Origin of the sequence: Tychonema sp. LEGE 06208 (genome assembly GCF_015207505.1) — a bacterium.
In the GTDB taxonomy this organism is placed as follows: domain Bacteria; phylum Cyanobacteriota; class Cyanobacteriia; order Cyanobacteriales; family Microcoleaceae; genus Microcoleus.
Genome location: NZ_JADEWT010000042.1, coordinates 34,691 through 47,242 on the forward strand (window position 1 = coordinate 34,691; position 12,552 = coordinate 47,242).

At 45.9% G+C, this 12,552-nt stretch carries 12 protein-coding genes; 8 read left to right on the top strand and 4 right to left on the bottom strand.

Going from position 1 to position 12,552, the window contains the following annotated elements; translation table 11 throughout:
* Positions 1–82: 82 nt before the first annotated feature.
* The 4 genes from IQ263_RS13205 to IQ263_RS13220 all read right to left on the bottom strand — a co-directional run bounded on the left by IQ263_RS13205 (position 83) and on the right by IQ263_RS13220 (position 3,902).
* On the bottom strand, positions 83–1,087 hold the full coding sequence (locus IQ263_RS13205; RefSeq protein ID WP_194067829.1) for a 2-hydroxyacid dehydrogenase: 1,005 nt from the start codon (positions 1,085–1,087) through the stop codon (positions 83–85).
* Between the two features lie 288 nt (positions 1,088–1,375).
* Positions 1,376–2,110, bottom strand: coding sequence for an energy-coupling factor ABC transporter ATP-binding protein (locus IQ263_RS13210; RefSeq protein ID WP_194067830.1), 735 nt, complete (start codon positions 2,108–2,110; stop codon positions 1,376–1,378).
* 216 nt (positions 2,111–2,326) lie between these two features.
* On the bottom strand, positions 2,327–2,983 hold the full coding sequence (locus tag IQ263_RS13215; protein WP_194067831.1) for an energy-coupling factor transporter transmembrane component T family protein: 657 nt from the start codon (positions 2,981–2,983) through the stop codon (positions 2,327–2,329).
* Positions 2,976–3,902 carry an energy-coupling factor ABC transporter permease gene (locus tag IQ263_RS13220; RefSeq protein ID WP_194067832.1) on the bottom strand — a complete coding sequence of 309 codons (927 nt, stop codon included), beginning with the start codon at positions 3,900–3,902 and terminating at the stop codon, positions 2,976–2,978. Before IQ263_RS13220 ends, IQ263_RS13215 begins: the two co-directional genes overlap by 8 nt.
* Positions 3,903–4,365: 463 nt before the next feature.
* Between IQ263_RS13220 and IQ263_RS13225 the strand changes: the two genes are divergently transcribed.
* The 8 genes from IQ263_RS13225 to IQ263_RS13260 all read left to right on the top strand — a co-directional run bounded on the left by IQ263_RS13225 (position 4,366) and on the right by IQ263_RS13260 (position 12,108).
* Positions 4,366–4,506 carry a hypothetical protein gene (locus IQ263_RS13225; protein ID WP_194067833.1) on the top strand — a complete coding sequence of 47 codons (141 nt, stop codon included), beginning with the start codon at positions 4,366–4,368 and terminating at the stop codon, positions 4,504–4,506.
* A gap of 203 nt (positions 4,507–4,709) precedes the next feature.
* The gene (locus tag IQ263_RS13230; protein ID WP_194067841.1) at positions 4,710–4,955 is read left to right on the top strand and encodes a hypothetical protein; all 246 of its coding nucleotides are present in this window, start codon (positions 4,710–4,712) and stop codon (positions 4,953–4,955) included.
* A 32-nt stretch (positions 4,956–4,987) separates the two neighbouring features.
* Positions 4,988–5,356, top strand: coding sequence for a hypothetical protein (locus tag IQ263_RS13235; protein WP_194067834.1), 369 nt, complete (start codon positions 4,988–4,990; stop codon positions 5,354–5,356).
* Between the two features lie 225 nt (positions 5,357–5,581).
* Positions 5,582–6,016 carry a ferritin-like domain-containing protein gene (locus IQ263_RS13240; protein ID WP_194067835.1) on the top strand — a complete coding sequence of 145 codons (435 nt, stop codon included), beginning with the start codon at positions 5,582–5,584 and terminating at the stop codon, positions 6,014–6,016.
* A gap of 327 nt (positions 6,017–6,343) precedes the next feature.
* Positions 6,344–7,294, top strand: a complete 951-nt coding sequence (locus tag IQ263_RS13245) for an FTR1 family iron permease (protein WP_194067836.1) — start codon at positions 6,344–6,346, stop codon at positions 7,292–7,294.
* A gap of 938 nt (positions 7,295–8,232) precedes the next feature.
* The gene (locus IQ263_RS13250) at positions 8,233–8,970 is read left to right on the top strand and encodes a response regulator transcription factor (RefSeq protein ID WP_194011399.1); all 738 of its coding nucleotides are present in this window, start codon (positions 8,233–8,235) and stop codon (positions 8,968–8,970) included.
* A gap of 548 nt (positions 8,971–9,518) precedes the next feature.
* Entirely contained in the window at positions 9,519–10,589 is a 1,071-nt protein-coding gene (locus IQ263_RS13255) for a chlorophyll a/b binding light-harvesting protein (RefSeq protein WP_194067840.1), read from the top strand.
* A gap of 22 nt (positions 10,590–10,611) precedes the next feature.
* The gene (locus tag IQ263_RS13260) at positions 10,612–12,108 is read left to right on the top strand and encodes a chlorophyll a/b binding light-harvesting protein (protein ID WP_194067837.1); all 1,497 of its coding nucleotides are present in this window, start codon (positions 10,612–10,614) and stop codon (positions 12,106–12,108) included.
* Positions 12,109–12,552 lie beyond the last annotated feature (444 nt).

Sequence of the window (12,552 nt, forward strand, 5' to 3'; positions counted from 1 at the left end):
CAGACTTTCACAAATTGCAAGCAAAACAAACATATCAATTGATTTTAAACAATTGCCGTCGCTGCAAAATCGCTCTTTTGACTCATTTTTTTAATTCACTGAGGTCGATTTGATTGGGACAAGTACGCCCTTGTTCAAAATCGGTGATATTGCCGCTCGTGGTTTCGGCGATATTTTGCAAAGCCTCCTGAGTGAAAAAAGCTTGATGTCCGGTAATCAGGACGTTCGGGAAAGTCAGCAAGCGCTGAAATACGTCGTCTTGAATCACCAGATCCGACAAATCCTCAAAAAACAAATCCGTCTCTTGTTCGTACACATCCAAGCCGAGGTAGCCAATTTTACCAGATTTCAGCCCTTTGGTGACAGCTTTAGTGTCAATCAACTGACCGCGGCTAGTATTGATCAGCATTATCCCCGGCTTCATTTGCTCGATCGCCCCTGCATCGATCAAATGGTAAGTTTCCGGGATCAGCGGACAGTGGAGGCTGACAATATCCGAGTTAGCGAACAGTTGGGCCAGCGCCACATATTCCATCCCCAGGGCCAGACAATCCGGGTTGTGAAAAACATCGTATCCCAGGAGGCGACAGCCGAATCCGTGCAGAATTTTGGCAGTAAGCGCGCCAATTTTGCCAGTACCGACAATTCCCACCGTTTTACCGTGGAGGTCAAAACCCAACAAGCCGTCTAGGGCGAAATTGCCTTCGCGGACGCGGTTGTAGGCGCGGTGGATTTTGCGGTTGAGGGACAAAATCATGGCGACTGCGTGTTCGGCGACTGCGTAGGGAGAATAAGCGGGAACTCGCAGCAGAGTTAAGTCTAAATCGCGGGCTGCTGCTAAATCGACGTGATTGAATCCGGCCGATCGCAGCGCCAGCAAGCGCACGCCATTTTGGGCGATCGCCCGGAGCGTTGGAGCGTCCAAACAGTCGTTAACGAAGGCGCAGACGGCCGGAAATCCCGCAGTTAACACGCTCGTTTCCAGGTTCAGGCGCGGTTCAAAAAACACCAACTCGTGTTGGCCGCTGTTGGCTGCTTCCAAAAAAGTGCGATCGTAAGATTTCGTGCTGAATACAGCTACCTTCATGATTTTTGCCTGCAAATTCAGTAATAGTTAGCAATTCTTTCCAGATTAACTCTATTTTCTAACCAAAACTCCCTAGTCCAAAAAAACAATTTCCCTGAGAAATTTGTAGTTTCCCAACGAAAGCCTCTATAAAACAAGCTAATTTTTGGCATTAAGAATGAAAATTTAATTACTTAAGCAATTGCTCCTTACCAGGAAGAGCCTGGTAATGCAGAGCCGGAGACTCTGCCTCCTTTGATCTCGCAATTTACAGTCTGAGGTTGTAGCACCCTACAAACTAATGACCGATTACCAATCGGGCGGCAAATTATAACTTTCAAGAGTTGATTGGTCTTTTAGCAAATCTTCAGTTTCTCTGTCAATTTTAATCTCACCATCCGCCAAAATTAACGCCCTTTGAGTCGTTTTTCCGATCCAATTCAAATCATGGGACGCGATTAAAATTACCTCGATCGGCAATTGCGACAAAACTTTAGCCAAACGCCTGCGCCACGAGGGGTCTAGTCCGTTAGTCGGCTCGTCTAAGATTAAAATTGCAGGCTTTAATGCTAAAATTGCTGCCAAGGCTGCTAACCTTCTTTGACCCCCGGAAAGTTCGTGGGCCGAACGGTTGGCAAATTCGACTAAACCGAATTCGTCTAATAAATCTAAAGCTCGATCGCGCGCTTCCCCAGGCGACACTCCATAATTGCGCGGCCCGAACATCACATCCTCTAAAATAGTCGGCATAAATAGCTGGTCGTTAGCATCTTGAAAACAAAATCCTATTTGCTTCCGCGCTTGCGATAAAGTCGCCTGTTCCAGCTTGATTCCCTGCACTCTAATTTCGCCGGATTGAGGCATTTTTAAGCCGATTAAATTTTCGAGTAAGGTGCTTTTTCCAGCCCCTGTTAAACCCATTAAGCCTACTCTTTCCCCTGGTTGCAAACTAAAGGAAATTCCCCGCAATACTGGCTTTTGTTGGGGATAGCTGAATACTAGGTCTTGCACTTCAATGGTTGGCGGTGATTTGAGATTAGTCAATTTTTATTTACCTCGATTTTATGATTAAGAGTTTTTAACCGCAGAGGGCGCAGAGAACGCAGAGAGGGGAGAAGGGGAAAGTAAAAAAACATTTAAATCAACAACAACTAATGACTGATGACTAATGACTAATGACTAATGACCAATGACTAATGACTAATGACCAATGACCAATGACTAATGACCAATGACCAATGACTAATGACCAATGACTAATTACCAATTACCGTAAGAAGCTATTGTTAATCCCGCTGCGGTTAAAATCGCGAGTGTCAGCCACAGTCGCTGTTTTGGTGTTGATTTTGAGTCGGTGGGCAAACTTCCTTGATAGCCGCGAATTAGCATGGCTGCGTGTACTCTTTCTGCGCGATCGAGACTTCGCAAATAAAGTGCTCCGATCATGGAAGCACTGGCGTAGCGCAGCCATCCTCCCGTACCGGATAAGCCTCGGAGTTGCGCGGATCTTTTCATGCGGTTGACTTCGGCTAGCAAGATTTCTAAGTATTGTCCTGCTAAAAGAACTATTTCTTGCAAACCTGCTGGTAGGGGTAATCCTTTGAGGGCGATTCCGAAACTGTGGGGCGGCAAAGTTAGCAGAAAACTGTTCATAATTAGCAGGCAAATTAGGGAACGCAGCAATAGAAAACTAGCGCGTTCCCAACTTTGCGGCAATACTAACAATGACAGAAAAATTAATTCTGCTCCTAACAGTTGTAATAGGGTTCGCAGCGGTGCTCTCAGCCACAACGACCAAAAAAGTGCGATCGCCCCATAAATCCCCAGCCACAGCCAAGCGCCAGTCTTCATAAAACCAATGCCGACTACAATTATCAGAGATAACCGCAATCGAAAAGGTATCGAGAGTTTAAGCATCTTTCGGTTTGACCAATTGAGCAATACCAAAGGCAGCGCCGAAGCAGATTGCAGATCCCACAACTCCAGCAATGCTGGTACCAATCGGCTGTTCTTCTAATCCTTTAACTGTGTAATCTGCGAAGGGAGTAGGATTTTCGATCGCCACAGCTTCTTTATCTTTAAAACCGTATTTTTCCGCTACAGCTTCTAACCCATCGGGCCAACTTGAAGCGAACAGCGAAAGCAAGCCCGAAATTAATAAAACCCCTACTACTGGCGCTACCCATTTCTGCAATTGTGGCTGTTCTCCCGGTAATAAATCCGGCCGAACTTTGATGAGATAAGTTAAAACTCCGCCTGTAATTATCCCTTCGCCAATGCCAATTAAAATATGTACGCCTACCATTGCGGGTAATGCGATATTCAGCGGTACTGTACCAGAAATTGCTAGTTCGATCGCCACACAAATAGAAGCAGCAACGACGCTGAGGGCGGCGGCAATACCCGCAGCTAGGGGCAAGCGATTTCTGGAACCTCCCAAGAGTTGCTGCAACGGCTGCAACAGCCACCAGCCAACCCAAATGCCCACTAGCCCCATGTTAAAAATATTCGCACCCAAGGCGGTGATGCCCCCGTCGGCAAACAAGACGCTTTGAATGATAAAAACCGTGCTCATCGCCAAAGTTGCCGCCCAAGGGCTCCCCAAAACCACGGATGCCAGCGCCCCTCCCAACAAGTGCCCGCTGGTGCCGCCGGCTACGGGAAAGTTGATCATCTGGGCTGCAAACACGAAAGCTGTAGTTAATCCCATGATTGGGCCTTGCCGCGATCCCAGACTGGTGCGGGTTCGACTTAGGGCAACTGCAATTACTGCTGCACTTGCTACGCCGGTGACAATAGCTACGGGCGGTGACAGAAAACCATCAGGTATGTGCATCGATATATCCCAAACAAGAGAACTCCCAACCCTTTAGTCAACTATTTTTTACAAAACTTTACTATGCCCTATGGGGGGATTGGTGGGGGGCTGTGATGCTCTTCTTTAGCGGGCAATTCGTGGCGGGCGATCGCTTCTGTTACAAGGATGCAGGCAACAAACCGCCATAATTTTCACTCCTGGGCGATCGGAGATTAAGTAATTCTTAACAATTAATCGAATTTTATACCTACAGCCCGCACCTGCCAGCTTTTTGATAAAAATTATTAATATTTCTTGCCCGATTTAACATCCGTTTTTGGGTTGGTCAAGCAAAAGATTAAAAAAATATAAAGAATTAACTGAAAATTCTCAATTGGTTTTATTCTCAACTTTTGAGAATAAATTGCATTAACTTTTTGACCGCAGTCGCAGTACAATTGCCCGAAAGCTAGTCAAATCCCAATTAGTGGGTGTTGGAAAAATGAAAAAGCTCGAATTATTGCCACTTAATATAGTCAGCAATATTTTGGCTGCAGTCGATCGCGCAAAGTGCGATCGGCTCGTCCCCCACTGCGGGCATTCTCAAGATATTCAAAAAACTAATGCAATTATTATCAAGTAATTTTCCCAACAGGGTTGCTTAATCAGGGTATGAAAAAAATAAGTTGAAAATTCAGAAATTTTGTGGATTCTGGTTTCTATGACTTGCATATTTAGCCTTTCATACCGTAAATCAGCAACGCCCAAACAAAAAATAAGCCGCTCCCAGCCAGGGAGATGCACAAAATAGTTTGGGCTTGTGTGGGAGTTTTCACTCTTTTTTGTGTGACTTATCCCATCGCGATGTTTCGCGTAGCGCAAAAAGAAAAGTTTCGCGGTATTTACGTCAAGTCTTGGACACCAGAGTTGAAAAATCCTGATGGTACTGCAGCAGATGTTCGGAGTTTTGATAAGCCCGCCCAACCAGCTATTACCAGTAGCGGTGCGCTGCCGGCGGTAGTTGCTGACAGCCAAAAAAAGTTGCCTGAAAAGTCTTCTGATGTTGTGCCTTTTACTAATCAGTCTACTTAAACAGCTATTACCAGAGCGGTACAGATAAGACTGTGCAAGCTGTACCTGTATCAGCAGGCCAGCCAGAAACTCAGGCGGTGAATGGGACTAATCAGATAGCAGAAATTACCGATCGCGCTAAACTAGATGAATTAGCTATCAAAGTGTACGATCGCATCGATCCAGATTGGCAAACTAAGCCTACCTTCACACAAAATCTAGTGTATCGCGTGACTGCGAGTCTTGATGGGGCGATCGCAAATTTCGAGCCGCTCAATCAACCAGCCAAAGATTTCACCCAAGAAACTCCCCTACCTTCTGTGCAGCAGACTTCCCAAACTCAGAGTAACAGCGGTGCAGTACCCGCAGCCAAATTTACCGTAGTGTTTGCTCCTAATGGAGTCTTGGAAGTCAACCCCTAATTGAGACAAAAAACTGTCCGGTAAGCTGCGCGGCGCGCGCCTTGCTGGGAAACTTTTTCTTGAAATTAGGACAAAAGTCAAAGGCCTAAAGCGGTAAGGCGCGATCGATCGCACCCTACCGCTTTAGGCCTTTAAAAAAAACACTTTTTGCCAAAAATCCATTCAATCAAGAAACATGATATCCTAAATATTGTCATTCATTGCATTCTAAATCAAACACAACAAATGAAAGAACTTGACGATAAAAAAACCCAAGAACTTCTAGCCACCATCATGGAATGGGAACTAGCAGGGGTTGTGCGCTACACCCACTATGCACTGATGGTGACAGGTCCAAACCGCATCCCCATCGTGCAATTTTTTAAAGCACAAGCAACTGAATCCCTGCTCCACGCGCAACAAGCCGGAGAAATTCTTACTGGCTTAGAAGGGCATCCAACGCAAAAAATTGCGACTATCGAAGAAACATACAAACATTCGGTAAAAGATTTGTTGGAAGAAAGTCTAAATCACGAAAAAACAGCCCTCAAAAAGTATAAATCTTTACTTGAAGTAGTGACAGACTCCAGCATTTATCTCGAAGAATACGCCCGCAACATGATCGGTCAAGAAGAACTGCACCAAGTAGAACTGAAAAAAATGCTGAGGGATTTCAGTTAAGAGAAGTAATAGAGCGCATTCCTCAGTCATTAGTCCTTAGTTAATCCCCAACCGCCTTAAGATAGAGCATATCTTCGGAGAGTAAAAAGCATTTTTTAGGAATGCTGTCCCCGCTCGAAAAAGTTGTATATTTAGCGAGCGGGCACAGCAATCATATAAAAGCAAAACAGAAATGCTGCGCCTTAAAAATAGCCGATCCTTCTCTTCTCTTCCTTTGCGTCCTTAGCGTCTTCGCGGTTCAATAATTGGATCTTCTAGCAGCGGTAAAAGCAAAGTTACTAAAAACTAAGGATTAAAAACTAACTAGAAATTAGCAGTTATAAAAAAATGATTTTTAGCGAAGCCGTACCGACTTTTGTAATTACCCTGCGCGAAGGCGTGGAAGCAGCCTTAGTCGTGGGAATTGTTCTCGCTTGTTTGAAAAAAGCCGAGCAAAGTAACCTCAATTCCTGGGTTTATGCAGGTGTCGCAGCCGGCATTGCTGCTAGCGGTTTGGTTGGTGTTTTATTCAATGGGTTACTCGCGGCCCTATCAACATCTAATCAGCCTTACGCACCGGTAATCAAACAGCTATTAGAAGGCGTCTTGGGAGTTGTGGCGATCGCCATGCTAAGCTGGATGCTAATTTGGATGACTCAGCAAGCGCGGTTTCTCAAAGCAGAAGTTGAAGGAGCAGTTACAGCAGCTTTAAGAGAAAATACTCAGGCCGGCTGGGGCGTATTTGGTTTAATTTTTATTGCGGTACTGCGCGAAGGTTTTGAAACAGTTTTGTTTGTTAGCGCTCAATTTCAACAGGGTTTGAGTCCCGCTTTAGGCGCTTTGGGCGGTTTGACTGGGGCGACAATCATTGGGGCGCTGTTGTTCAAGTGGGGAGTCAAAATTGATATCCGCCTGTTTTTCAAGTTTATGGGAATTTTGTTGCTGTTAATTGTGGCGGGTTTGGCGGTATCTGCACTCAAGCATTTTGACCAAGCTGCTGCTATTTTGTCGCAGATGGATAGCAAGTATGCAGGGATTTGTGTGTTTTACGATCGCACCGCAGCACTGCACTCTTGTATTTTAGGCCCTATGGTGTGGAATGCTGCAGGAGTTTTGCCCGATCGGCAGTTTCCCGGAGTTATTCTCAAAGCACTCTTTGGATACAGAGATCGAATCTATCTTTTGCAAGCTATTGGTTATACAATATTTTTAGCCACCATCGGCGCTCTTTACTTCCAAAAATTAGACTCTAAGCCTACTCTTCCCAGCAACAATACTCAACCCGCTCCGCCTCACTAGCTTTGCTAGCAGTTTTTCTCCTTTGTGTCGCGGCTTCAATAAATTTTTATTTTTTCAAATAATTAAAAAATGCCCAATTTTTTCAGGTTTGGGGGTTGATCTTTTGACTTTTGTATGATACCATTCAATAATGGGAATATTGAGTTTTTTTGTTATAAATAGTCATAGTTCCATTATTACATTATACCGTCAATAGCCCTCAAAAGCAAGCCCTAGGCATCAAAAAAAAAAGAAATTTTTTTTAACTCAACTTAATAAAGTTAACAAAATTTAGAGTTTTTGGGCGATCGATCGTGGGAAACCTTAAACTCAAAGGCTCAGACTATTTTTTGATATCATAGAGGCAAAACAAGCTCGATCGCGAAACAGGTCGATCGACAAATGCGACAGCAAACCGACATCGATTTTACCTGCATCCAAAAGTGGGAAAGCAAAGTTTTATTCCCAATACATCTCGCTTCAATTCACATTCAAGCCGCACAGCAGCAATTAGAAGGTTGAGGAATTGCACCGCCAGATATCGGCCACTATCAATTTCTAGGCTCAACCGCTCAACTTTAGGGCAAATTCCTACCAAAAATATTGGCATTTCCCATTTCGACAGTTGTAAATACAGTTACATCGATCGGCCCGTCAAGCCAGAATCGCCTCTGAAATCTTAAATCTCACATCAAATCGCAGCTAACTCCCTGCAAAACCCGCCCGCATCCGACCAAAATTTAACCTCTCGGCCAGTAAAAAAATCTGCCCTCAGAAGGATTTTTGGCGAACATTTTTTTGATAGGTGCTCCATAGGGCTTATAATTAGTACAAGAATATTTACAAAATTCGCAACGCTCTTAATGAAGCTTAAGATTAAAACATTGTTCGTTAAAGTTAGCTGGAACCCCCAGAATGCTGTAGTCTCAGCCATCTGGTTAGCGGTGAGATAAATGATGATGCCTCGGATACTTGTTATTGATGATGACGCGGCGATCGCCGAACTGGTAGCCGTCAACCTAGAAATGGCTGGCTACGAAGTCACCCAGGCAGAAGACGGCATCAAAGGTCAGGCACTGGCAATACAACTGCTGCCGGATCTGATCGTCCTAGACCTGATGTTGCCTAGAGTAGACGGATTCACAGTATGTCAGCGTTTGCGGAGGGACGATCGCACATCCGACATACCCGTCTTGATGTTGACAGCCTTAAGTCAAACTCAAGACAAAGTAGAAGGCTTCAACTCCGGCGCCGACGACTACCTGACCAAACCCTTTGAACTAGAAGAAATGCTAGCGCGAGTGCGAGCCCTGCTGAGGCGCACAGACCGCATCCCCCAAGCAGCCAAACACTCCGAAATCCTGAATTACGGCCCGCTGACCCTCGTCCCCGAAAGGTTTGAAGCTGTTTGGTACGTTAATACCGTCAAACTGACTCACCTAGAGTTCGAGTTGCTGCACTGCTTGCTGCAGCGCCACGGTCAAACAGTCTCTCCCAGCGAAATTCTCAAAGAAGTCTGGGGCTACGACCCAGACGACGACATCGAAACAATTCGCGTACACATCAGACACCTGAGAACCAAGATGGAACCCGATCCCCGCCATCCTCGGTACATAAAAACCGTATACGGGGCCGGTTATTGCCTCGAATTGCCCAGCAACGAGCAAGTCGCCGAGGAAAGCAAATCCTCTGCTTGAACGGGCGCGCCAGATTCCACAAGCAGTTAAAAATTTCGATAGAAAAGCCTGAGAGCAAACGCTCTCAGGCTTTGTGGTTTGGAGTTTGAGATGAATATGCCAAGAAATAGCCATTAGCTGGTATTAATTCTCTTAATTGAGAAAAAACAATCCCGCACCGTCTTTTAGTCCCACTTCGATCGAAGCTGACCCAGAAGAAAGTACCGGATTTGTTCTGCCACCTTGTCTTTTCCGAGAGGATGAGATAGCTACTTAAACAACAATAGACTTAGTAAGACTATTTATCAATAAAATCTTCAAATTCGATCTAATCTTTATTTTTGCCAATCACGGGCAAACTTGCCATCGAGCCTGAAAACCAGTTAAAGGCTCGATTTGACGATACTTTACACCGTTAAGTTACATATCTTAACCAAAAGAAGTGAAAAACTTTATCAAATAGCCCTTGACGAAACTTCTAAAATTGTTGATTATCTATATCAATAAGCCGCAAGCGCTTAAAACTCAACTGACATCTTTCACAAGAGGTAAATCGCCCCGTGACAAGCATGGCAAAAAAATCCTTCCCAGCCGAAGGAGAAACCTTTCCCTGGTGGGCCGGCAACGCCCGCTTAATCAACCTTTCCGGTCGTTTGCTAGGCGCCCACGTCGCCCAAGCCGGCCTCATCGTCCTCTGGGCGGGAGCTTATACCCTATTTGAGCTTTCCCGTTTCAACCCAGAATTTCCCATGTACGAACAAGGCTTAATCCTGTTGCCAAACCTAGCCCGACTCGGCTTTGGAGTTGGTGCCGGAGGCAAAATTGTCGATACTTATCCGTACTTTCAGATTGGTGTAATTCACCTAATTAGCTCAGCCTTTCTCGGCTTCGGCGGTATCTTTCATTCCCTCAAAGGACCCGCCACCCTCGAAGAAAAAACTCCTTTCTTCGGCTACAGATGGGAAGACGCAGACAAAATGACCACCATCTTGGGCATCCACCTAGTTTTGCTTGGTGTCGGTGCCTTCTTGTTGGTGGCCAAAGCTATGTATTTCGGTGGTTTATATGATACCACGATCGGGCAAGTGCGGATAATTTCGGAACCCACTTTCAATCCCGCCGTGATTTTCGGCTACCTGTTCGGTGCAGGTGGCACGCATTGGCTCGCCTCTGTTGACAATCTCGAAGATGTTGTCGGCGGACATATGTGGGTAGGAATCCTCTGCATTGCCGGCGGCCTCTGGCACATTCGCACTCAACCTTTTGATTGGGCAAAACGCCTGTTCATCTGGTCGGGAGAAGCTTACCTCTCCTACAGTCTCGGTGCCTTAGCCTTAATGGGTTTCATCGCAGCCTACTTTGTTTCAGTCAACACCATTGCTTACCCAGAGGAATTCTACGGGCCAACTTTAAAAATTGGCTTCGAGCAGTTCCCCTATTTTCACAGCGAAGGAATGCTGACCTCCCGCGTCTGGTTGGCTAACACCCATTTCTGGCTCGCCTTCTTCGTTCTGCAAGGCCATTTCTGGCACGCTTTGCGATCGGCAGGATTTGATTTCCGCAAAGGCAAAGTCGTGCAAGCAATGCGCGAAGACATCCAGCCCGAAGGAAATAAAGTTGCAGCCAGTCCAGCCAGTTAACCGCATCAGGAGGAAAGCGAAAATGCAAGCAATAGCAGATCAGAATTTAATTCCAGAGCCGGAAAACTCAGAAAACGAGTACGGCTGGTGGGCAGGTAACGCCCGCTTCACTAACCTTTCAGGACGAATTTTGGGAGCTCACGTCGCTCACGCCGGTTTGATCGTACTCTGGGCCGGGGCAATGACTCTGTTTGAACTTTCAAACTTTAACCCAGAGTTGCCGATGTACGACCAAGGTTTAATCCTGCTGCCGCATTTGGCAAGTTTGGGTTTGGGAGTAGGAGCAGGCGGTCAAATTGTTGATACCTATCCCTATTTTGCGATCGGAGTTGTGCATCTAATTAGTTCCGCAGTTCTCGGTGCCGGCGGCCTTTACCATTCCTTGCTCGGCCCGAAAGTATTGCCGCAAAACAAAACATTCTTTGGTTCCTTCGGCTACGACTGGGAAGACAAAGACAAAATGACAACCATCATCGGCATTCACCTATTGCTATTAGGTACTGGTGCTTGGTTGTTGGTGGCAAAAGCCCTATTTTGGGGCGGTCTTTACGATCCCCACGTTGCCGACGTGCGGATAATTAGCGAACCAACGCTGAATCCTGCCCGCATTTTTAGCTATCTTTTACCAGTGCGCGGCCCGGAAGGAATGGCAGCAGTTGACAACTTAGAAGATGTTGTCGGCGGTCACATTTATGTTGGCTTGCTCTGCATTCTTGGCGGTTTCTGGCATATCTTCACCAAGCCTTTTGCGTGGGCCCAGCGAGTGCTGTTTTGGTCTGGCGAAGCTTACCTTTCTTACAGTTTGGGCGCTCTGGCTTATATGGGCTTTTTGGCCGCCTACTTTGTTACCGTAAATGACACTGTTTATCCAGAGGTTTTCTACGGCCCTGTGGGTTTGAGCGGCTCGGATGCAGCGGTTGTTTCTTCGCGGACTTGGCTCGCAACAAGCCATTTTGTGTTAGCGATTTTGGCGCTTTCGGGTCACATCTGGCACGCGCTGCGCGTTCGCACAAAGGCGGCGGGGTTTGATTTTCGATCGGGCGAATTTCTAACTGCAACTGCTAACAAGGTTGAAAAATCGCCTCAGATGCAAGCTCAACCTGCGGCAGCAACAGCAGTTAGTTTTTCCGATGTGACTGTAACTTTTTTGCGGAATTTGCCGATTTACCGCAAAGGATTGTCTCCCATAGTCAGGGGATTGGAAGTTAGCTTGGCTCACGGCTATTTCCTAGTAGGAGCTTTTGCAGTATTGCTGCCTTTACAAGAAAAAGGTTTAGCACCTCTGGCAGCATTGCTGGTAACTCTGGCATTGGTGTTGATTTTGGCAACGGGCCTTTCGATTTACGAGAATCGGAAGATTGAAGCAGGTAAATTTCTTTACTGGCACAAAACGCCGGAAGATTGGAGTTTATTCCGGGGCGGTTTGGTGATGGGCGGTACCAGCGGAGCCTTCCTCGCCTATTTGCTGTTAGACAATTTTGCTGGCATTGATGCAATCTTCCGGGGGGTTGTGAACTGAAATAAAAACGGTTTGTAGTGCGGAATTAATTCCGCACTGCGAAAAACTAAATAACCGGGTTTCTGTCCGCTACTTGCGGCACTAATGCCTTCAAGAAATCCGGTTTTTTCTCAAGTCCTAGCTAAATTTCTGTCAAATCATACCTGATTCGTAGGAGTTAAAAACTCCTGGACTCACTCCCACTAAAGAAACTGGGTTTTTACCGAATCTACGGATGACCACACGTCTTTTCGTAAAAACCCCGGTTTCTGAACCTTGATTCGTAAGTCTTATTCAAACTTTGCCGAGTTCAAAAACCTCTGCAAAAAAGGCTAAGGCTGACGGGGTGACAACCCCGTTAAAACCCATAGCTAACAAAGGTTTGACCGATTTATGGTAAAAAAAGATGGGGTCAATATCGTTAAACAACCCCATCTATAGAAAATGTTACCTCCATTTTACCAA

Coding starts and splice junctions, on each gene's coding strand:
- IQ263_RS13205 (WP_194067829.1), bottom strand. CDS start 1,087: ATGAAGGTAGCTGTATTCAGCACGAAATCTTACGATCGCACTTTTTTG.
- IQ263_RS13215 (WP_194067831.1), bottom strand. CDS start 2,983: ATGCTTAAACTCTCGATACCTTTTCGATTGCGGTTATCTCTGATAATT.
- IQ263_RS13220 (WP_194067832.1), bottom strand. CDS start 3,902: ATGCACATACCTGATGGTTTTCTGTCACCGCCCGTAGCTATTGTCACC.
- IQ263_RS13225 (WP_194067833.1), top strand. CDS start 4,366: ATGAAAAAGCTCGAATTATTGCCACTTAATATAGTCAGCAATATTTTG.
- IQ263_RS13240 (WP_194067835.1), top strand. CDS start 5,582: ATGAAAGAACTTGACGATAAAAAAACCCAAGAACTTCTAGCCACCATC.
- IQ263_RS13245 (WP_194067836.1), top strand. CDS start 6,344: ATGATTTTTAGCGAAGCCGTACCGACTTTTGTAATTACCCTGCGCGAA.
- IQ263_RS13250 (WP_194011399.1), top strand. CDS start 8,233: ATGCCTCGGATACTTGTTATTGATGATGACGCGGCGATCGCCGAACTG.
- IQ263_RS13255 (WP_194067840.1), top strand. CDS start 9,519: ATGGCAAAAAAATCCTTCCCAGCCGAAGGAGAAACCTTTCCCTGGTGG.
- IQ263_RS13260 (WP_194067837.1), top strand. CDS start 10,612: ATGCAAGCAATAGCAGATCAGAATTTAATTCCAGAGCCGGAAAACTCA.